The sequence below is a fragment of the Sphingobium chungbukense genome (assembly GCF_001005725.1).
Taxonomy (GTDB): Bacteria; Pseudomonadota; Alphaproteobacteria; order Sphingomonadales; family Sphingomonadaceae; genus Sphingobium; species Sphingobium chungbukense.
Map to the genome: position 1 here is coordinate 75,407 of NZ_LBIC01000021.1, position 20,431 is coordinate 95,837.

At 63.7% G+C, this 20,431-nt stretch carries 21 protein-coding genes; 9 read left to right on the forward strand and 12 right to left on the reverse strand.

Going from position 1 to position 20,431, the window contains the following annotated elements:
• Nucleotides 1-2 precede the first annotated feature (2 nt).
• Nucleotides 3-365: a DUF1428 domain-containing protein gene (locus YP76_RS25590; RefSeq protein WP_046766192.1), complete on the reverse strand. Its 363-nt coding sequence runs from the start codon at nucleotides 363-365 to the stop codon at nucleotides 3-5.
• A 29-nt stretch (nucleotides 366-394) separates the two neighbouring features.
• Nucleotides 395-835: a VOC family protein gene (locus tag YP76_RS25595; RefSeq protein ID WP_046766193.1), complete on the reverse strand. Its 441-nt coding sequence runs from the start codon at nucleotides 833-835 to the stop codon at nucleotides 395-397.
• 125 nt (nucleotides 836-960) lie between these two features.
• Here YP76_RS25595 and YP76_RS25600 point away from each other — a divergent pair, with 125 nt between their 5' ends.
• Nucleotides 961-1,632 carry a winged helix-turn-helix transcriptional regulator gene (locus YP76_RS25600; protein WP_232307730.1) on the forward strand — a complete coding sequence of 224 codons (672 nt, stop codon included), beginning with the start codon at nucleotides 961-963 and terminating at the stop codon, nucleotides 1,630-1,632.
• Here YP76_RS25600 and YP76_RS25605 read toward each other — a convergent pair.
• From YP76_RS25605 to YP76_RS25625, 5 genes are all read right to left on the reverse strand, one after another.
• Complete coding sequence (locus YP76_RS25605) at nucleotides 1,616-1,927, reverse strand: DMT family transporter (protein WP_046766195.1); 312 nt, start codon at nucleotides 1,925-1,927, stop codon at nucleotides 1,616-1,618. The two genes, YP76_RS25600 and YP76_RS25605, sit on opposite strands and share 17 nt — an antisense overlap.
• A gap of 169 nt (nucleotides 1,928-2,096) precedes the next feature.
• The gene (locus YP76_RS25610; RefSeq protein WP_232307731.1) at nucleotides 2,097-2,414 is read right to left on the reverse strand and encodes a hypothetical protein; all 318 of its coding nucleotides are present in this window, start codon (nucleotides 2,412-2,414) and stop codon (nucleotides 2,097-2,099) included.
• A gap of 62 nt (nucleotides 2,415-2,476) precedes the next feature.
• The gene (locus tag YP76_RS25615) at nucleotides 2,477-3,319 is read right to left on the reverse strand and encodes a hypothetical protein (RefSeq protein ID WP_046766197.1); all 843 of its coding nucleotides are present in this window, start codon (nucleotides 3,317-3,319) and stop codon (nucleotides 2,477-2,479) included.
• Between the two features lie 112 nt (nucleotides 3,320-3,431).
• The gene (locus YP76_RS25620) at nucleotides 3,432-4,457 is read right to left on the reverse strand and encodes an NAD(P)H-dependent flavin oxidoreductase (RefSeq protein WP_046766198.1); all 1,026 of its coding nucleotides are present in this window, start codon (nucleotides 4,455-4,457) and stop codon (nucleotides 3,432-3,434) included.
• A 112-nt stretch (nucleotides 4,458-4,569) separates the two neighbouring features.
• Entirely contained in the window at nucleotides 4,570-5,835 is a 1,266-nt protein-coding gene (locus YP76_RS25625; RefSeq protein WP_046766199.1) for an aspartate kinase, read from the reverse strand.
• Nucleotides 5,836-5,919: 84 nt separating this feature from the next.
• Between YP76_RS25625 and ubiG the strand changes: the two genes are divergently transcribed.
• On the forward strand, nucleotides 5,920-6,654 hold the full coding sequence (gene ubiG, locus YP76_RS25630; RefSeq protein ID WP_046766200.1) for a bifunctional 2-polyprenyl-6-hydroxyphenol methylase/3-demethylubiquinol 3-O-methyltransferase UbiG: 735 nt from the start codon (nucleotides 5,920-5,922) through the stop codon (nucleotides 6,652-6,654).
• A gap of 100 nt (nucleotides 6,655-6,754) precedes the next feature.
• Here the strand turns inward: ubiG and YP76_RS25635 are convergent, their stop codons facing one another.
• Entirely contained in the window at nucleotides 6,755-7,249 is a 495-nt protein-coding gene (locus YP76_RS25635; protein ID WP_232307732.1) for a hypothetical protein, read from the reverse strand.
• A gap of 475 nt (nucleotides 7,250-7,724) precedes the next feature.
• Nucleotides 7,725-8,540, reverse strand: a complete 816-nt coding sequence (locus tag YP76_RS25640; protein ID WP_046766202.1) for an HpcH/HpaI aldolase/citrate lyase family protein — start codon at nucleotides 8,538-8,540, stop codon at nucleotides 7,725-7,727.
• A 79-nt stretch (nucleotides 8,541-8,619) separates the two neighbouring features.
• Here YP76_RS25640 and YP76_RS25645 point away from each other — a divergent pair, with 79 nt between their 5' ends.
• The 3 genes from YP76_RS25645 to polA all read left to right on the forward strand — a co-directional run bounded on the left by YP76_RS25645 (nucleotide 8,620) and on the right by polA (nucleotide 12,979).
• Nucleotides 8,620-9,582, forward strand: a complete 963-nt coding sequence (locus YP76_RS25645) for an SPFH domain-containing protein (protein ID WP_046766203.1) — start codon at nucleotides 8,620-8,622, stop codon at nucleotides 9,580-9,582.
• On the forward strand, nucleotides 9,582-10,025 hold the full coding sequence (locus YP76_RS25650; RefSeq protein ID WP_046766204.1) for an NfeD family protein: 444 nt from the start codon (nucleotides 9,582-9,584) through the stop codon (nucleotides 10,023-10,025). The genes YP76_RS25645 and YP76_RS25650 overlap by 1 nt, the downstream gene beginning before the upstream one ends.
• Before the next feature lie 167 nt (nucleotides 10,026-10,192).
• Nucleotides 10,193-12,979, forward strand: a complete 2,787-nt coding sequence (polA, locus tag YP76_RS25655; RefSeq protein WP_046766205.1) for a DNA polymerase I — start codon at nucleotides 10,193-10,195, stop codon at nucleotides 12,977-12,979.
• Between the two features lie 53 nt (nucleotides 12,980-13,032).
• On the opposite strand, the gene YP76_RS25660 is transcribed toward polA, so the two are convergent.
• The 3 genes from YP76_RS25660 to YP76_RS25670 all read right to left on the reverse strand — a co-directional run bounded on the left by YP76_RS25660 (nucleotide 13,033) and on the right by YP76_RS25670 (nucleotide 15,568).
• Nucleotides 13,033-14,481, reverse strand: a complete 1,449-nt coding sequence (locus tag YP76_RS25660; RefSeq protein ID WP_046766206.1) for a mannose-1-phosphate guanylyltransferase/mannose-6-phosphate isomerase — start codon at nucleotides 14,479-14,481, stop codon at nucleotides 13,033-13,035.
• Nucleotides 14,482-14,608: 127 nt separating this feature from the next.
• Nucleotides 14,609-14,872, reverse strand: coding sequence for a TFIIB-type zinc ribbon-containing protein (locus YP76_RS25665; protein ID WP_046766207.1), 264 nt, complete (start codon nucleotides 14,870-14,872; stop codon nucleotides 14,609-14,611).
• A gap of 3 nt (nucleotides 14,873-14,875) precedes the next feature.
• Nucleotides 14,876-15,568, reverse strand: a complete 693-nt coding sequence (locus YP76_RS25670) for a Bax inhibitor-1/YccA family protein (protein WP_046766208.1) — start codon at nucleotides 15,566-15,568, stop codon at nucleotides 14,876-14,878.
• Nucleotides 15,569-15,884: 316 nt separating this feature from the next.
• Between YP76_RS25670 and cysS the strand changes: the two genes are divergently transcribed.
• From cysS to YP76_RS25690, 4 genes are all read left to right on the forward strand, one after another.
• The gene (gene cysS / locus YP76_RS25675) at nucleotides 15,885-17,402 is read left to right on the forward strand and encodes a cysteine--tRNA ligase (RefSeq protein ID WP_084733356.1); all 1,518 of its coding nucleotides are present in this window, start codon (nucleotides 15,885-15,887) and stop codon (nucleotides 17,400-17,402) included.
• A 195-nt stretch (nucleotides 17,403-17,597) separates the two neighbouring features.
• Entirely contained in the window at nucleotides 17,598-17,915 is a 318-nt protein-coding gene (locus tag YP76_RS25680; RefSeq protein ID WP_046766221.1) for a Rap1a/Tai family immunity protein, read from the forward strand.
• 123 nt (nucleotides 17,916-18,038) lie between these two features.
• Nucleotides 18,039-19,409 carry a class II 3-deoxy-7-phosphoheptulonate synthase gene (locus YP76_RS25685; protein ID WP_046766210.1) on the forward strand — a complete coding sequence of 457 codons (1,371 nt, stop codon included), beginning with the start codon at nucleotides 18,039-18,041 and terminating at the stop codon, nucleotides 19,407-19,409.
• A 168-nt stretch (nucleotides 19,410-19,577) separates the two neighbouring features.
• The gene (locus YP76_RS25690) at nucleotides 19,578-20,327 is read left to right on the forward strand and encodes a ParA family protein (RefSeq protein WP_046766211.1); all 750 of its coding nucleotides are present in this window, start codon (nucleotides 19,578-19,580) and stop codon (nucleotides 20,325-20,327) included.
• Nucleotides 20,328-20,431: the final 104 nt, after the last annotated feature.

Consider the following 20,431-nt stretch of genomic DNA (forward strand, 5'->3'; position numbering starts at 1 on the left):
GTTCAGGCCTTCGCGTCGAGCAACACTTCAAAGCCGCCATAGATCAGCCGCGCGCCGGAAAAGGGCATGTCTTCCCCTTCCTTCGGCTGCATCCGGGGATCGGCCATCACCTTCTCCGCGCCCGCATCGCGCGTCGCCTTGTCCGGCCATTCGATCCAGGAAAAGACGACGTCCTCATCCTCCTCCGCAATGACCGCGGTGCGGAAGTCGTTGACCTTGCCGGGCTTGATGTCGTTCGCCCAACATTCCACGATCCGCAGCGCACCATATTCGATGAAGATCGGCGCGGCAAAGGCCGCGATTTCCCTATATTTCTCCTTGTTGCCCTTGGGCACCGGGATCACGAAACCGTCCATATAGCTCATGGCATCTCTCCTCTGCGCCCGCATTACGATCAGGCGGTGGCTTCCTTGTTCGCCGCCAGCGCCGCTTCGAGGTCCATCCATGTCACTTCCCAGATATGGCCGTCCAGATCGGCAAAGCTGCGGCCGTACATGAAGCCATGGTCCTGTTGCGGATTGGGCTCCGTCCCGCCCGCCGCCAGCGCCTTTCCGGTCGTGACATCGACCTGCTCGCGATTCACCTCGCTCAACGCCAGCAGCACCTGCGCGGTTTCATGCGCGTCGGGAATCCTGCGCGGCGTAAAACTGGTGAACCGCTCATGGGTCAGCAACATGACATGGATGCTGTCGGAAAAGCTCAGCATCTGGGCGCTGTCATCCGCAAAATCCTTGTTCGCGACCGCACCCACTGCCTCGTAAAAGGCGATCGAGGCGGACAGATCCTTCACCGGCAGGTTCACGAAAATCATCTTCGGAGCGGAGGCATTCGACATCACACATCTCCTCTGGATTGTCTGGTCGCGATTCTCTTGCACGACTCATCGGCTTGAAACTTATGGACTGGTGGATTATTTTTAACAACATTTAAGTTAGAAAAGATAACCAGAGACGCAGGCAAGTGAAAAAAAGAGTGTATCAGGACGGCTGCGCGACGGCCCATGCGCTGGATCTGGTCGGGGATCGCTGGGCCATGCCGATCATGCGGGAATTGATGCTGGGGCCCAAGCGTTTCACCGATCTGCGCGCCAGCCTGCCCGGAATCAGCGCCAATGTGCTGACACAAAGGCTGGAGGAGCTGGAGGCTGCCAGCATCCTCATCCGCCGCCGCCTGCCCCCCCCGGCCGCCAGCCAGATCTACGAACTGACGGAATGGGGTCGCGAGTCGGAGATATTGTTCAAGGTGCTGGGCCGCTGGGCCTGCCGCTCGCCCACGATGCGGCCGGGCATGCCGATGAGCAACGTGTCGGTGATCCTGTCGATGCGTACGATGATCGACCACAGCCGCATCGGCGATATGGACGCCACCATCGGCCTGCGCTTCGGGGAAGAGGAGTTCCGCCTCGTCCTGAAGGACGGCGACTTCACCGCGGACCGCGGCCGGGCAGCGGGTGCCGACGTGATATTTTCCGGCGACCAGAATGCATTCGCGGCCGTCGTTTATGGCGGCATGCCGTTCGAGGATGTCGCGGGTGCGCTGGAGGTGGAGGGGGACAGGAGGCTGGCAGGGCGATTCGTCCGCCTCTTCCCCCTGCCCCCGAAGGCGCCTTCGACCGTCATGCCAGCTTCATGAGCACCAGTCCGCCCAGGATCATCATCGCGGCCAGCAGGCGCATGGCCGTCGCCGCCTCCCCGAGGAAAGCGATCCCGACCAGAAACGCGCCGACCGCGCCGATCCCGGTCCAGATCGTATAGGCGGTGCCGAGCGGCAGGCTTTTCATCGACAGGGACAGCAGGGCGAAACTGCCGATCATCGCGCCCAACGTCACCGCGGTCGGCATCAGCCGCGAAAAGCCCTGCGACTGCTTCATCGCAAAAGCCCAGACGATTTCGAGCAGACCGGCAATGATGAGATAGACCCAGGCCATGGGACGGCCCTCCTTTGCAAGAGAGCCGGGCCGTCCCGGACTTGTACCCGCCATGCGGAGGAGGACGTGGCCTCGCTTGCAAGATGGGGTAGAGGGTTGGTTTCGCCTTCGCAAGCGAAGGACGGCGCAAATCCTCCCCATCGCTCGACAGGGAGGACCTAATCCCCGCTCAATGCGCCTCGTTCAACATCCCGAACACCTGCGCGAACGCCCCGCGTTGCTCCGCTTCGCGCAGGAACTTCACCCGCTCGACGCAGATTTCCTCCAGCGCCGGTTCCTGCCGCAGCAGCCCCATGACCTCGGCAATATACTCGTCCAGCGGCATCATCTGCGGATTGTCGGTTTGGCCGGGCATCAGGTCGGTCTGCACACCCGGAGGAGCCCGTTCGATCACCTCGACATGGGTGTCCTTGAGCTGGTGCCGCATCGACAGCGACCAGTTGTGGAGCGCCGCCTTTTGCGGTGTCTGGGTCTGAGCGGAGCGCAATCTCGAGGCGGTGGAGGAATCGCGCCACCGCTTCGATACGCGCGGCAACACATAACGGCGCGCTATTTTACCGGAACAAATGTCTCGCGCATCGGCGTCAACGGAAAGGTCGGCACCTCGACCCGCACCGGCGCGCCCGGCATCATGGCCGACGGAGGCGTCATCGGAGCGCCATTGGGCGTAAAGCCCGGAGTCACTTCCCTGGGCGCCATGGGCGGCGGCGGCAGGGGCGTGGGCGACACCACCACGGTCACCGTCCCGCCGAAGCGCGATTGCCACTCCGCCAGACGCCGCAGATAATCGGCATAGGCCTGGTAGAAATCCTGGAACGGCTTCTCCAGCGCGGTCAGCGCTTCGGGGGCATAGGCCAGCAACTGGCTGGAAGGCATGGCCAGGATTTTCGCGCCAACCTCGATCGCCACGGGGCAGAAGCTTTTGGTGACCGGCGGCAGGGCGAAGAAATTATAGACGACGGTGTTCAGCAACTCCCTCGCCTTGAGGCCGCCGGTGCCGTACGCAGCCAGATAATTGCGGTCGACCGCCGCATTGGCCTCCCGCAACGCCGCCTCATGCACATGCAATATCTGGTTATACTGAATGCGTGCAGGTTCATGGACGCCATGGCAGGAAAGCGCCGCCACATTCAGCGCCATCCGCACATGCCACAGCGCGGTATTGGCGGTCACACCGCGATTGGGCGTCAGATATTCGCCGTCATCGCCGACTTCGGGGATGCTCATTTCCTCCACTGCGCCCATCGGCGGCAAGGGCTTGATCGTCGGCACGACCGGCGGCGGCGGCGTGGGCGGCGCTTTCTTCGCGGGCGTCGAACACCCTGCGATCAACGCCAGCACTGCTATCGATGCGATTCTGTAATTGCGACGAACGCCGGTACGCGACGGCACCCTCAAATCCTTTGTTCATGATCCGGACAGAGCAAACTCATGGCAAAGCCATGCGTTCCTGACGACTAAGCCACCGCTCGATCCGTCCGGCGAAGGATTCGCTTCGTCGCGTTCAGCCGCGCCGTTCCAGCGCCACGGCGGCTTCGTCCATCAACTGGGCGATGATGTCGGCCACCGGTTCCTCCTTCGACACCATGCCGACCGACTGGCCGGCCATCAGCGAACCGCCTTCGACATCGCCGTCGATCACCGCGCGGCGCAGCGCGCCCGCCCAATAATGTTCGATCTGGAGCTGCGCCTCGCCCATGTCGACCGCGCCGCTGTCGAGAAGATTGGCGACCTCGCGCTGCTTGGCGGTGAAGGCTTCGGTTCCGGCATTCTTGAGCGCACGCACGGGGATGACCGGCAGACGCGGGTCGATCTGCACGCTGGCAATCGCATCGCGGGCCGAAGCGCGAAAAAAGCTCTTCTTGAAATTGGGATGGGCGATGCTCTCGGTCGCGCAGGCGAAGCGGGTGCCCAACTGCACGCCTGCCGCGCCCATTTCCAGATAGGCCGCGATCGCCTCGCCGCGCCCGATCCCGCCCGCGACGAACACCGGCACCTGCGATGCCATTTCGGGCAGGATTTCCTGCGCCAGCACGCTGGTCGCCACGGGACCGATATGGCCGCCCGCCTCCATGCCCTCGACCACCAGCGCGTCCACGCCCGAGCGCACCAGCTTCTTCGCCAGCGCCAGGGCCGGAGCGAAGCAGATCAGCTTCGCGCCCCCCCCTCCAACCCGAGGCGCCTTGATCGCCTCTATGCTGCCCTTGGGCGGCAGGCCGCCAGCGAGCACGACATGGCCGACCTCATGCCTGGCGCACACATCGATCAGATCGAACAATTGCGGGTGCATGGTGATCAGATTGACGCCGAAGGGCTTGGACGTCAGCGCCTTCGTCGCCGCGATCTCCTTGTCCAGCAGTTCAGGCGTCATGGCGCCGCAGGCGATCACGCCGAAGCCGCCCGCATTGGAGATCGCTGCCACCAGGTTACGTTCCGAAACCCAGCTCATCGCGCCGCACATGATCGCGACCTCGCAGCCGAGAAATTCGGTGCCGCGAGCCATCAGGGAAGCGAGTTTGGCGTTCGTCATAGTCCGTTCCATCGAATCAAAAGCCCCTCCCGCGCAGGGAGGGGGCATTGACGGGCAATCCGAAAGACCACCCTTCCGTCATTATCTTCCCTGACCGGGAGAAAGCTGGCGGTCAAGCCACCGGCGCGTCGAGGCCATAGGCCGTGTGCAGGACACGCACCGCCAGTTCGGTTTCATCCTCGTCGATCAGGACACTGACCTTGATCTCGCTGGTCGAGATGGCGAGGATGTTGATCCCGCGATCGGCCAGCGCCTTGAACATGGCCGATGCCACGCCCGCATGACTCTTCATGCCGACGCCGACAACCGACACCTTCGCGACCTTCGTATCCGGGATCACGCGGTTGAAGCCGATGACGTCCTTCTGACTTTCCAGCACGTCCAGCGCGCGGGCGAGGTCCGCGCCCGGCACGGTGAAGGTCACGTCCGTCTCGCCCTTGTCGCGACCGACATTCTGGATGATCATGTCGACGTTGATCGCGGCATCGGCCAGCGGCCCGAAGATGTGCGCCACGGCACCCGGACGATCCGGCACGCGGGTCAGGGTGATCTTCGCCTCATTCTTGTCATGGGCGATGCCGGTGATGAGCTGACGTTCCATCTTGTCTTCCTTGAGCTTGGCTTCCAGTTCCTCCTCGCTGACGATCAGCGTGCCGGGGAGGTCGTCCTGGGTGGGATCATCGAAGGAGGAAAGCACCTGCACGACCACGCCTTCCTTCATGGCGAGGCCGACCGAGCGGGTCTGGAGCACCTTGGCCCCGACCGAGGCCAGTTCCAGCATTTCCTCATAGGTGACGAGGTCGAGTTTGCGCGCCCGCGCCACGATGCGGGGATCGGTGGTGTAGACGCCGTCGACGTCGGTGTAGATGTCGCAGCGATCGGCCTTCAGCGCCGCCGCCACGGCCACCGCCGACGTATCCGAGCCGCCACGGCCCAGCGTCGAGATGCGGCCGTCCTCCATCATGCCCTGGAAGCCGGGAATGACCGCGACCGTGCCCGATCGCATGGAAGCGAGCAGGTCGATCGTATCGATCTCCCCAATGCGCGCCTTGGCGTGGGCCTCGTTGGTGCGGATGGGGAGCTGCCAGCCGAGCCAGCTGCGCGCATCGACGCCCATCGCCTTCAGCGTCATGGCGAGCAGGCCGCTCGTCACCTGCTCACCGCTGGCGACGACCACATCATATTCCGCCGGATCGTAGAGCGCGGAGGCTTCCTTGCAGAAACCGACCAGCCGGTCCGTCTCGCCCGCCATGGCGGACACGACGACGGCGACTTCATGGCCCTGCTCGACGACATGTTTGACGCGCGCGGCCACGTTGCGAATTCGCTCCATCCCCGCCATGGAGGTGCCGCCGAATTTCATCACGATGCGCGCCATTTGCTTGTCGAGCCTGCCTGGTTGTAAGAAAGAAAATGTCCCGTAGGTACGAAAACGGCGCCTCTCTTAGCAGCGGAATTGAATATGGCAAGCAAACCCACCACCATCGACCCCCGTGAGGCCGCGCATTTCGGGACGATGGCGGCCGACTGGTGGGACCCGCGTGGATCGAGCGCGATGCTGCACAAGCTGAACCCGGTCCGGCTGCACTATATCCGCAACGCCATCGATCATCATTGGCCTCAGGGAAATGGCGGATTCCGGCCGTTGGAGGGCAAGCGGGCCATCGATGTCGGCTGTGGCGCGGGGCTGCTGGCCGAGCCGCTGGCGCGCTTGGGCGCGGCCGTCACGGCGCTGGACGCCGCGGAGGAAAATATCGCCGTCGCCCGCGCCCATGCACAGGGCCAGGGTCTTGCCATCGACTATCGCGCAACGCCGGTTGAAGCGCTGGAGGCGGAGGGATTCGATCTCGTCACCTCGATGGAAGTGATCGAGCATGTCGCCGACCCCGCCGCCTTCGTCGCCGCACTGGCGGGCAAGCTAGCACGGGACGGGCTGCTGGTCATGTCGACGCCGAACCGCACGCCGCTGTCGCGCCTGGCCATGATCACCATCGGCGAAAGCATCGGCGGCATCCCCCAGGGCACGCATGACTGGCACAAATTCCTCAATCCGGAGGAACTCACCGGCCTGCTGGAGGGAGCCGGGTTGGAAGTCACCGACGTCACCGGTCTCAGCTTCGATCCGCGCTACGGCTTCGCCCTTTCGGCGAACAAGGCGATCAATTATCTGCTGACCGCCCGGCACCCGCGGGGCTGAGCCGCCACTGCGACCGAGCCGAGGGCGATGCCTGCATCCGACCTAAGGACATTCCGGCGGTGCCGCGCTCCCCAACGGCGCGGTTCCCTTTCCGCCGGTCTCAGCTTACCGGCTTGGCCGACGCCATGACAGCCGGCTGTGCCTCAACCTTGCCGTCCGCAGGCGCATCCGCTGTCGCGGCAGGCTGCGTCTTGAGCGATGCCGCCGCCGTCTGAAGCGCCGCCGCCGCCGCTTCGAGCGCCGCTGCCGCCGATTCCGGCGTCACTTGCTGAGGAGCAGCAGGTGCGGCCGCCGCTGCGACAGCCGGGGCCGCGGGCGGATCGCTCGCCACCACCGTTTCCTTCGCCACGACCGGCGCACTCGCCGTTATCGCGCAGACATCGCCGACCCCGGCGGGTTTTTCCGAAAAATTCCGCGCGAGCACGGCGAATTCACTGTCATTGGCGTTGGTCGCCAATCCCAGCAGCGTATCCGCCATCTGGCAGAAGCTCGCCGACTGCATATCGCCATGACTATTGGCCAGCCTCGTCAGAAAGTCATTATACGCGTCCTGCCCACCGGAAATCCCATTTTCCCGCATGAAACGCAGCTTCAACGCGTTATTATATTTATCGAGACCTCCCGATTTTGCATAAAATTGATCATATTTTGTTTGTATCTCGCTGTTGGTCGCCCGGCATTTCAGTGCACCGAGCATCAGCATGATTTGTAGATCTCGGACGCGTGCCGCCTCTACTTCATAAGGCTGCCAACATTGCGACTCCCCTGCCGCGGCAACCCCGCCGAAAAAGAGCGCGCCAAAACAGCAGGCGGCTCCCACCGCCATCCGCAATCTAGACATGATGGACCTCGCAGACTCACCCAGACCCCGCAAAGGAAATATTAACATTTTGCCATGAAATTGCCATGTTTATTCACTTGACAGTTGCAAAAAAGACGCAGCCGAAACGACTGCAAAAACTCCCCGCCTTTCTCTTCACTTACCGGGGAGCCACCCCTTCTCTCGCCACAGCGCCGAGGCGGAAAATTGTGCCGGAACGGGAAATCGCGGAATCTACAGCGTGCTTGCCCTATTCCCCCACGGCTTCCGCTCTGGCGATAAGCGCCTTGGCTTCCGCGACATGCATGCCTTCGACCATGCGCCCCTCGAAGCGCTCCGCGCCGCCCGTCACCGCCTCGATCAACCGGCGCGCATCCGCCACGGCCTGCGGGTCGGGGCCGAACACCTGATTGGCGACCGGCACCTGGCTGGGGTGGATCAGCGTCTTGCCGTCGAAGCCCAGCCCATGGCCAGCAGCGCATTCGGCCTCGAACCCGGCCTCGTCATCCAGCCGGTTGAACACACCGTCGAACACCGCGATCCCCGCCGCCCGCGCCGCGAGGATGACCGATTGCAGGGACAGCGCCAGCCCCTCGCGCCCGACCGACGGCGGGATGCCCAGATCCTGCCGTAGGTCATTATTCCCCATGAACAGCGCGGCGCAGCCTTCCACCGCCGCGATCGCGGGCGCCGCCATCACGCCCGCCGCGCTTTCGATCATCGCGATCACCGGTTTCTGGCAGACGCTGAACACATCCTTCACCTGTTTGGGATTTTCGGCCTTGGGCAACACCACATAATCAGCGGCAGACCCCTTTACCGCCACCATTTCCCGCCCATGCCAGGGCGTGCCCTCGATATTGATGCGCACCGCGACCAGACGTCCGCCAAATCCCTCCGCCACGGCATCGACCGCATGGGCCAGCGCCTCGTCCTTGCGGTCGTCCGGCACCGCGTCCTCGAGGTCGAGGATCACCAGGTCGCACGGCAGGGTCCGCGCCTTGGCGATGGCGCGGGCGTTCGATGCAGGCAGGAACAGCAAGGATCGGGCATGGCGCAACAACATGATGAAACTCCTATCGCTTTGCCTTTTCCCATTCATGATTTCACGTCATAGTCCAAGCAGATTCCGGGGGAGTACAGCCATGTTGACGACATTCGCGCTGACGGTGACATTTCTGGTGCTCTTCTATCTGGCGGTGAGCGTCAAGGTGGTGCGCCAGGGCTATCAATATACCATAGAACGGTTCGGCCGCTTCACCGAAGTCGCGCGCCCCGGCCTCAATTTCTACCCCGCCTTCTTCTATGCCGTGGGGCGGAAGATCAACATGATGGAACAAGTGGTCGACATTCCGGGGCAGGAAATCATCACCAAGGACAATGCCATGGTCTCGGTCGACGGCGTCGTGTTCTTCCAGGTGCTGGACGCGGCCAAGGCGGCCTATGAAGTGTCGGAACTTTATGTCGCGATCATGCAGCTCGCCACCACCAACCTGCGCACGGTGATGGGGTCGATGGACCTCGACGAAACCCTGTCCAAGCGCGACGAGATCAATGCGCGGCTGCTTTCGGTGGTCGATCATGCCACCAATGCCTGGGGCATCAAGATCACCCGCGTCGAACTCAAGGACATCCGCCCCCCCGCCGATATCGTCAACGCCATGGGCCGCCAGATGAAGGCCGAGCGCGAGAAGCGCGCCCTCATCCTGGAATCGGAAGGCCTGCGCGCCTCGGAAATCCTGAAGGCCGAAGGACAGAAGCAGAGCCAGATCCTGGAAGCGGAAGGCCGCCGCGAAGCCGCCTTCCGCGACGCCGAAGCCCGCGAGCGCGAGGCGGAGGCCGAAGCCAAGGCGACGCAGATGGTCTCCGAAGCCATCGCATCCGGCAATGCGCAGGCGATCAACTATTTCGTCGCGCAGAAATATGTCGAGGCGGTCAGCCAGTTCGCCACCTCCCCCAATGCCAAGACCATTCTCTTCCCGGTCGAGGCGACCCAGTTGATCGGCACGCTGGGCGGCATCGGCGCGTTGGCGAAGGACGCACTGGGCGGCGAGACACCGCCCCCTGGCCCGCCCCGGCGCGCTCCCTTCGGACAGGGGCAAGGCTGATGGAATGGCTCAGCCTGCTGGACGACCATTGGGGTTGGCTGGTCTTCGCCGCGCTATTGGGCGTGGGGGAAGTGCTGCTGCCCGGCGTATTCCTCATCTGGGTGGCGCTGGCGGCGGCCGTGACGGGGCTGGTCGCGTTAATTCTTCCTGTTCCGCTGCCGGTGCAATTGCTGTTGTTCTCTGCGCTGTGCCTGGTTTCGGTCTGGGGCGGGCGACGCTGGTACAGCAGCAATCCGGTGGATTCGCAGGATCCGCTGCTCAACGACCGCACGGCGCGGCTTGTGGGCGAGATCGTCATCGTGGTCGAACCGATCGACAACGGCCGCGGACGGGTGAAGGTGGGAGACGGCGTCTGGTCCTGCCGTGGACCCGACGCGCCGGCAGGCACCAGAGTCCGGGTGATCGGCGCGGAAGCTTCGGTGCTGAAAGTGGAACTGGCCTGAGGGTGGCTTTGGGTGGTTTCGCACCTTTTCCCGTTCGTCACCCCCGACCGATCCGGTATCCCGCTTCCTATCATGGACAAAGCCAAGCGGCCTGTCCCCCAACTGGCCGAAGGGCTCCGCAGCGACGATCGTTGCATGATCGGGGGATAACCCGCTATCCCTTTCCCATGCCTCAGAATCATCTCTACCTCGTCGACGGCAGCGGCTACATCTTCCGCGCCTATCACCAGCTTCCGCCGCTTACGAACAAGCATGGCCAGCCCGTCGGCGCGGTCTATGGCTACACCACCATGCTCTGGAAGCTGGCGGACGAGTTGGGCAAGGCCGAGGGTCCGACCCATCTTGCAGTGATACTGGACAAGGGCAGCCACACCTTCCGCAACGACATGTACGACCAGTATAAGGCGAACCGCCCGCCGGCACCGGAAGACCTCGTCCCGCAATTCCCGATGATCCGCGACGCCACCCGCGCCTTCTCCCTCCCCTGCATCGAGGAAGCGGGTTTCGAGGCCGACGACATCATCGCCAGCTATACGAAAGCCGCCGTCGCGGCGGGCTGGCATGTCACCATCGTCAGCTCCGACAAGGATCTGATGCAGCTCATCCAGCCCGGCGTCGACATGTACGACACGATGAAGAATGAGCGGCGCGGCGCCGACTATGTCATGACCAAATTCGGCGTCCAGCCCGAGCAATTGGGCGACGTGCTGGCGCTGATGGGCGACAGCGTCGACAATGTGCCCGGCATCCCCGGCATCGGCCCCAAGACCGCCGCCAAGCTCATCAGCGAATATGGCAATCTGGAAGCCGCGCTCGAAGCCGCGCCTTCGATGAAAAAGTCGAAGATGCAGGAAAATCTCATCGCCCATGCCGACATGGCGCGCCTCTCGCGCCGCCTCGTCGCGCTGCACGATGCGATGGACCTGCCCGAACCGCTGGACGACCTGACGCTCAAGGGCATCCCGCTTGAGCCGTTGCAGGCCTTCCTCGAACATCATGGCTTCAAGTCGCTGCTCGCCCGCGCAGGCGCGCCCGCCGCCGCCGTGGCAGTGGCGACCGCGGCCGCCGCCGTCACGCAAGCGACGCCCCCCGCCGCCCCGGTCCATGAGGAAGAGCCGCCGATCGACCGCAGCCTCTACGAAACGGTCGTTACCGATGAAGCGCTCGACCGCTGGATCGCCGCCGCTCATGCAGAAGGTCTGGTCGCCGTCGACACCGAAACCGATATGCTCGACTGCGTCTCCTGCGCGCTGGTCGGCGTCAGCCTCGCCGTCGGCCCCAACGCCGCCTGCTACATCCCCGTCGGCCATGGCGGAAGGGACATGTTCGCGGAAAAGCCCGACCAGCTCCCCCTCGCCCTCGTCCTTGCCAAGTTGAAGCCGCTGCTCGAAGACGACAGCGTCCTCAAAATCGGCCAGAACCTGAAATATGACATCACGGTCCTGCGCCGCCATGGGATCGAAATCACGCCCTATGACGACACCATCGTCATGAGCTTCGACCTCGACGCGGGCCAGAGCCTCGCCGGCCACGGCATGGACGAGGCGGCACGGGTCCACCTCAACCATACATGCATCAGCTTCAAGGATGTGTGCGGCACCGGCAAGAGCCAGATCAGCTTCGCGGAAGTCCCGCTCGACAAGGCGACCGAATATGCCGCCGAGGACGCGGATGTCACGCTGCGCCTGTGGAAGCTGTTCAAGACCCGCGTCGCCCATGAAGGCGCGACCCGCGTTTATGAACTGGTCGACCGCCCGCTTGTCTCCGTGATCGCGAAGATGGAGCATGAAGGCATCAAGGTCGACCGCGAAGCCCTCTCCCGCCTCTCCGCCGAATTCACCGCCGGCATCGCCGCGCTGGAGACGGAAATCCATGGCTTGGCGGGCCAGCCCTTCGCCATCGGATCGACCCAGCAGCTTGGCGCGATCCTGTTCGAGAAAATGGGATATAAAGGCGGCAAGAAGGGCAAGTCCGGCGCCTATTCCACCGACGTCACCATCCTTGAGCAGTTGAAGGCCCAGGGCGCGGAAATCGCTGGAAAAATCCTCGACTGGCGACAGCTTTCCAAGCTCAAATCCACCTATACCGACGCGCTCCAGGCCCAGATCAACAGGGACACCAGCCGCGTCCACACCAGCTACAGCCTGTCGGGCGCGCAGACCGGCCGCCTGTCCTCGACCGACCCCAATCTCCAGAACATCCCGATCCGCACCGAGGTCGGCCGCCAGATCCGCCACGCCTTCGTGGCCGAGCCCGGCAATGTGATCCTGGCGGCGGACTATAGCCAGATCGAACTGCGCCTCGCCGCCCATATGGCGGACGTGCCCGCGCTCAAGGAAGCCTTCGCCAATGGGGAGGACATCCACGCCGCCACGGCCCAGCAATTGTTCGGAGAGGTCAACCGCGACACGCGCGGCCGGGCCAAGACGATCAACTTCGCGATCCTTTACGGCATTAGCCGCTGGGGTCTCGCGGGACGGCTGGAGATCAGCGCCGACGAAGCGCAGGACATGATCAGCCGCTATTATGAGCGCTTCCCCGGCATCAGCCTCTACATCACCGATACCATCGAAAAGGCGCGGGAGCGCGGCTACACCGAAACCCTTTTCGGCCGCAAAACCTGGTTCCCACGGATCAAGGCGTCCGTCCAGCATGAACGCCAGGGCGCCGAACGCGCCGCGATCAACGCCCCGATCCAGGGCACCAGCGCCGACATCATCAAACGTGCCATGGCCCGCATGGGACCGGCGCTGGCGGCGGAAGGGCTGCATGACGTCAAGATGCTGCTGCAAGTGCATGACGAGCTGGTGTTCGAACTACCGGAGGGCGATGTGGAGCAGGCCAGTGCCATCATCCGCCGCGTCATGGCAGGCGCCGCCGAACCGATCGTGAAACTCAGCGTGCCGCTAGGAGTAGAAATCGGCCACGGTCCAAGCTGGGGCGCGGCGCACTAAAAATTCTTCCTGACCCCGTCATCCCAGCGAAAGCTGGGGTGACGGATGAACGTTCACTTCCGCGCATACCTATCTTCATAACGGACGATATCATCCTCACCCAGATAGGTTCCGGTCTGCACCTCGATGAACACAACGGGAATCTTCCCCGGATTCTCGACCCGGTGCTTCGCCCCAGCGGGCACATAAAGCGATTGGTTTTCCGTCAACAGCGTCACCTTTTCGTCCACCGTGACCTTGGCTGTCCCCTCGACGACGATCCAATGCTCCGACCGATGGAAGTGACTCTGTAAGCTCAGCGACTGGCCTGGCTGCACGGTAATCCGCTTCACCTGGAAACGCTCCCCCGCAAGCAGCCCTTCCACCCAGCCCCAGGGCCGGTGGTCCTTGGGAAAGCTCTCCGCCTGCACAGCGCCCTTGGCCTTCAGCGCCTCGACCGCCAGCTTCACATCCTGGGCCCGGCTCTTGTCCGCAATCAGCACCGCATCGTTCATCGCCACGGCAATGATGTTGCTGAGCCCGATGCCGACCAGTTCCATGCCCTCGCTGTCCGACCGCAGCAATGTGTCACTGCAATCGATCGCCGTCGCTCCGCCGCTCACCGTGACGCCGTCTCCGTCCGGCCCGGCATGGCTCCACACCGCATCCCAGCCGCCCAGGTCCGACCAGCCGGAATCATAGGGCACGACCGACAGATTGCCTGCCCGCTCCATGATCGCATAATCGATGGAAATGTCCGGCGCTCGCCCCCAGGACTCCGGAGCCAGGCGCAGGAAACCAAGGTCGCCCTCCGCCTGCTCCACCGCAGGCACCACCGCCGCAAGGACATCGGGGGCATGCGCCTCGAACGCCGCGACCAGATCCTTCGCCGCGAACAGGAAAATCCCCGCATTCCAGAGATGATCGCCACGGGCCAGCATCTCGCCCGCCCGCTCGGCATTGGGCTTTTCGACAAAGCGGGCCAGCTTGATCGGCTCGCCCGACCCATCGGGCTTGGCGACGACCTGCAAATAGCCATAACCCGTCTCCGGTCGCGTCGGCGCAATCCCGAAGGTCACCAGATCGCCGGCACGAGCAGCGCCGAGGCCCCGGCTCACCGCCGCGCGGAAAGCATCGGCATCGGGAACCACCTGATCCGAAGGCGCCACCAGCATCACCGCTTCGGGGTCATGCGCGATCAGATGCAGTGCCGCCGCCAAAATGGCGGGCGCGGTATTGCGCACCGAAGGCTCGATCATGATCGCCTCAGCGTCGACGCCTTCCTGCGCGAGTTGCTCGGCCACGATGAAACGGAAAGTCGCGTTGGTCAGCACCACCGGGCGAGCAAAGCCATAACCCTCGCCATCGCCCGACAATCGCCGCACCACGGAGCGGAACAATGTGTCCTCGCCCAGCAGGGGCACGAACTGCTTGGGATAGGATTTGCGCGACAACGGCCAAAGCCGCGTCCCCGATCCACCTGCCAAAATAACCGGCGTAACCCTTGCGCTCTGATCCGACATGCAACCTACTTGTTCGAAACGGCAAAACGATCCCGCGGGACCATGATTTCCCTCCATATCGCCATTCCGCACAAGCGCCTATGACGACGGCATAAAAAAAAGCGGCCCGCAAATGGGCCGCTTTCCGTCAATCGAACAGCTCTTCGAGAAAGCTCTTCTTCCGCTTCTTCCGATCATATCGCCCGTCGTCGCGATCCGGCCGGTAGCTGAGCTGCGGAGCCGGAATCCCGCCCACCGACCGCTCGATGATCTTGTCGAGTTCGCCCCGGTCGAGCCAGACGCCCCGGCATTGCGGGCAATAGTCGATTTCGACCCCCTGCCGGTCCGTCATGGAGAGGCCCACATGGCAGACCGGGCAGAGCATGGCCGACACCGCAGCCTGATCCCGCATCGCTTACTCCCGCTCGCCGGTGAGGCTCAGCAGCATCTGGAACAGGTTGACGAAGTTGAGGTACAGCGACAGCGCGCCCATCACCTGCATCTTCTGCGCCACTTCATGTCCGGCGTAAGTGAAATATTCCGACTTGATGCGCTGTACGTCCCAGGCGGTGAGGCCGGTGAAAACCACCACGCCGATGATCGAGATCACCATCTGCATGGCCGAAGAACCAAGGAAGATGTTGATCAGGCTGGCAACGACGATGCCGATCAGACCCATCATCAGGAACGACCCGAATTTCGACAGGTCGCGCCCGGTGGTATAGCCCCACAGCGCCATGGCGAGGAACATCACGGCGGCCGAGAAGAAGGCCTGCGCGATCGACCCGCCGGTAAAGACCAGGAAGATACTGGCCAGCGACACGCCCATCACGCCCGAAAAGGCGTAGAAGGCCATGCGCGCGCCCGCGGTCGTCATCTTTTCGATGCGGAAGCTGAAGAAGAACACGAAGGCCAGCGGCGCGAAGATCGCCACCCACTTCAAGGGCGTGCCGAAGATCGCGGCGGCCAGCACCGGCGTATTGCCGATGAAAGCGGCGACCAGCCCGGTGATGACCAGGCCGATGCCCATATTGCGGAAAACGCCCAGCATGTGCGCGCGCAGCCCGGCGTCGGTCTGCGCCGTCTGGCTCGCACCATAGCCCGGCATACGAACGGGATTGTTCACGGCGTTATCACTCCATCCAAAACACTGTAACGGATCGAGTGGCCGGCGCGGTCTTCGTGAGGTCAGAGGGGGGGCAAACACTCACGAACCTGCACCGAGCACACTCGATGCGGTCCGACATCACGGCTGGACATGTCACATCATCCAACCGCCAGAGGGGCCCGGCCCGCACAAGCAATATCGGTCGACCAACACGCCAATGCAAGGGATGGGGCAAGGGATCGGCGCCTCAGCAACAATTTGTTACAAATGCCAAGGCCAGTTGACGCCTCGATCCGATCGCCGCATGGCTGCGCCCATGAGCGACCAGTTCACCCCCGCCGAGCAGCATGCCGACGCGCCCCTGCGCCTGTTCAACAGCCTGACGCGCACCGTCGAACCCTTCGCGCCGATCGAGCCGAACCATGCCCGCGTCTATAGCTGTGGGCCGACGGTCTATAACTACGCCCATCTCGGCAATTTGCGCGCCTACGTCTTCACCGACACGCTCCGCCGCACGCTGTTGTGGAAGGGCCTCGACGTCACCCATATCATCAACATCACCGATGTCGGCCACCTGACCAGCGACGCCGATGCCGGCGACGACAAGATGGAGGCCGCCGCCCGCGCCCAGGCGAAGAGCATCTGGGACATAGCGGCCCATTATACCGACGCCTTCAAGCGCAACATCGCCGACCTCAACATCATCGCGCCCAGCGAATGGACGGTCGCCACCGACTATGTTCCGCAGATGATCGAATTCGCGAAGAAGATCGCGCCCGCGCATTGCTACGAACTCGATACCGGCCTCTATTTCGACAGCAGCACCGTCCCCGATTATGGCGCGCTGGCGGGCGGCCGCGACGACGCCGCCCATGCCCGCATCGATCCGGTCGCAGGCAAGCGCAACCCGTCCGACTTCGCCATCTGGCGCAAATCCCCGCCGGGCGAGCAGCGCCAGATGGAATGGGACTCCCCCTGGGGCAAGGGCGCGCCGGGCTGGCACCTGGAATGCTCGGTGATGAGCGAGGCGCGGCTTGGCCACCCGTTCGACATCCACACCGGCGGCATCGACCATCGCGAAATCCACCACCCGAACGAGATCGCCCAGAACCAGGCCTATTGCGGCTGCAACGACGCGCAGCCCGGCTTCACGGGCGCGAAATGGTGGATGCACAACAACTTCCTCGTGGACCGCCAGGGGAAAATGAGCAAGTCGAAGGGCGGCTTCACCACCCTCTTCTCGCTGATCGATGCGGGCGTGCATCCGCTGGCCTATCGCCTGCTGTGCCTGGGCGCCCATTATCGCAGCGAACTGGAGTTCAGCGCCGAGAGCGTCGGCGCAGCCCTGACGCGCCTCAAGCGCCTCGTGATGGGGGTCGAGAATCTCAAGGCCCGCGCCGAAGGCATCACCTGGCAGTCGCTCCGGCTCGACTGGCTGCGCGCCAACCTCCATCCGAAACTCGCCCCTCTGCTCGAACAATTCGACGCCGCGATCAGCGACGATCTGATGACCCCGCGCGCCCTTCCGCTGCTGGAAGAGACCATCGCGCTCAAGAAGGTGCCGGTGGATGAAAAACTCTGCCTGCTCGCGGCTTTCGATCAGGCTTTGGGCCTCGAACTGCTGACCATCGGCCGCGCCGACCTGCGCCTCCGGCCCAGGGACGCCGGGATCGCGCCGGAGGAAATCGAAGCCGAACTCGACCGCCGCCAGACCGCTCGCGCCGAAAAGAACTTCGCTCTGTCGGACGAAATCCGCGACGCGCTGATCGCGCAGGGGGTCGACGTCATGGACGGCGATCCGCTGCGCTGGGACTGGCGCCTTACCCTCACCTAGAGACGCCCCATGCTCCTGCGCAGGAGCGCGGCGATTCCTGGCAGCGGGCCTATCCTTTCGTCCGCTGGAAAACTGCCCCCATCTGAGGCAGGATGTGCGCGGGAAAGGTCGGCCCGTTTGGACAGGCCGCACCGAAACGGGCAGATTCCGCACATGCCAAGATATGCAATGGCAGCGTTCATCGCGCTCAGTGGAATGGCGGCACTCCCCGTTGCTGCACCTGCTCAAACCTATATGTTCGAAACCGGCAACACGCTGCTCGCCAAATGCCGCAACAAGGCGCCCGAATATGGGCTTGCCTGCACCGCCTATATCGTCGGCGCGGTGGACGGCATCAAGAAGGACGTGTTTATCGGCCGCGCCAAGCCCAGTTGCTGGCCCGCCCAGATGGATGCGGAGGAGGTGAAACGCATCGTCGTCGCCTATCTCACCCGCTATCCCGACCAGCGCAAGGCACCCGCCTCCGTCCTGGTGAGCGTGGCGCTCAACGAACACTATCCTTGCGAGAAATAACGCCGATCACCCTGATCGAAACCGTGCGTTAGGCAAAAGCGCGCCGCTACCGCTATAAACTTGCGTCAGGCTCTGGTTGCGCGTAGGTGCGGCCCCTATTTTATGATCTTTGGGAGACTCAAAGTGGCGGCGAAGTGGACGCCGGAAAGCTGGCGGGAGCATAAGGGCATTCAGATGCCCGTCTATCGGGATGCCCAAGCGCTTGGCGCGGTGGAGGCACAGCTCAGCCAGTTTCCCCCGCTCGTCTTTGCCGGCGAAGCGCGCAGCCTGAAGGCGGAGCTCGCCAAGGTGACGAATGGCGAGGCTTTCCTGCTGCAAGGCGGCGATTGCGCCGAAAGTTTCGCGGAGTTCCACCCGAACAACATCCGCGACACCTTCCGCGTGCTGCTGCAAATGGCGGTGGTGCTGACCTTCGCGTCCAAGCTGCCGGTGGTGAAGGTCGGCCGCATGGCGGGCCAGTTCGCCAAGCCGCGCTCCGCCGATACCGAGACGATCGGCGGCGTGGAACTGCCCAGCTATCGCGGCGACAATGTCAACGACATCGCCTTCACGCCCGAAGCCCGCGAACCCGACGCGCAGCGCATGATCCGCGCCTATAACCAGTCGGCGGCGACGCTGAACCTGGTGCGCGCCTTCTCGACCGGCGGCTATGCCAGCCTGGATCGCGTCCATGGCTGGATGCTCGATTTCATGGGCCGCTCGCCCTGGGCTGCGAAGTTCGAACAAATGGCCGACCAGATCGGCCAGGCGCTCGACTTCATGCGCGCCTGCGGCCTGTCGCCCGATACCGTGCCGCAATTGGGCGGCACCAGCTTCTACACCAGCCACGAAGCGCTGCTGCTCCCCTATGAGCAGGCGCTGACCCGGCAGGATTCGCTGACCGGCGACTGGTACGACACCTCCGCGCACATGCTCTGGATCGGCGACCGCACGCGGTTCGAAGGTTCGGCGCATGTCGAGTATCTGCGCGGCATCGGCAATCCGATCGGCATGAAATGCGGCCCCAGCCTGGAGCCGGACGCGCTCATTCGCCTGCTCGACATCCTCAACCCCTCGCGCGAGGCGGGCCGGGTCACGCTCATCACCCGCTATGGTCATGACAAGATCGAGGCGGGCCTGCCCAAGCTGGTCCGCGCGGTGCTGCGCGAAGGCCATCCGGTGGTCTGGTCCTGCGATCCGATGCACGGCAATGTCATCAAGGCGGCCAATGGCTACAAGACCCGTCCCTTCGACCGCATCCTGGCCGAAGTGCGCGGCTTCTTCGCCGTCCACCGCGCCGAGGGCAGCTTCGGCGGCGGCATCCATGCCGAAATGACCGGGCAGAATGTGACGGAGTGCACCGGCGGCGCCATCGCCATCACCGACGAGGGCCTCGCCGACCGCTACCACACCCATTGCGACCCGCGCCTCAATGCGGCGCAGAGCCTGGAACTCGCCTTCCTGCTCGCGGAAATGCTGAACGAGGAACTGAAGGAACGCCGCGCAGCCGCCTGATCCTCTCCACCGGACAGAAAGGCCCGTCTCCCGCGATGCCGGGGACGGGCTTTTTTTTTCGCCATGGTCGACGCGCCCAGCCCACCCGTCACGATCATCCGTCATCAAGGCGTAACAATGCCATGATTCAGCCCTTGCTTTGGCGGTGCAGCAAGATAGCCTCCGCGCATGGCAAAGGAACCGGCATTGGCGACCATCGCCGTCTACAGCCTCAAGGGGGGCGTTGGTAAGACGACCTTCGCGATCAACCTCGCCTGGGCATCCGCGAGCATCTCGAAACGCCGCACGCTGCTATGGGATCTCGATCCCCAGGCGGCGTCGAGCTGGCTGATCTCGACTGACATGGAAAGCCGGGATGCCGCGCACGCGATCTTCAGCAAGGATGTCGAGGTCCGCAAGCTGATACAGCCTTCGACCGTGCCGGGCCTCGATCTGATCGCCGCCGATACCTCGCTGCGCAGCCTCGACCATCTCTTCCGCGAGATGGACAAGAAGAAGCGCTTGGCCAAGCTGATCGAGAGCCTTGGCAAGGATTATGACCGTATCATCCTTGATTGCCCGCCCGGCCTCACGGAGACCAGCGAACAGGTGCTGCGTGCGGCGGACATGATCGTGATCCCCGTCATCCCGTCACCCCTGGCCCAACGCGCCATGGGCGAGGTCGCGCGCTATCTGGTGCAGCGCGGCGGCACCCATCCGCCGATCATGCCGGTCTATTCGATGGTCGACCGCCGCCGCGGCCTGCATCGCGCTGCGCTGGACGCCCAACCCGGCTGGCCCGCCATCCCGATGGCCAGTGCGGTGGAGCAGATGGCGGTCCGTCGCAAACCGCTCGGCGCCTTCGCCGCCTCTTCGCCCCCGGCGCAGGCCTTTGCCGGCCTTTGGACGACGATCGAACGGCAATTGCAGCGGCGTTAGAGCGGTTTTCGATCTGATCGAATCAGATCGCCGCCTTTTGTTTGCCGCGATTTCTTAACCAGCAATCGATCCCGATCGCTTGGAAATCGCTCTAGGCCGTAGTG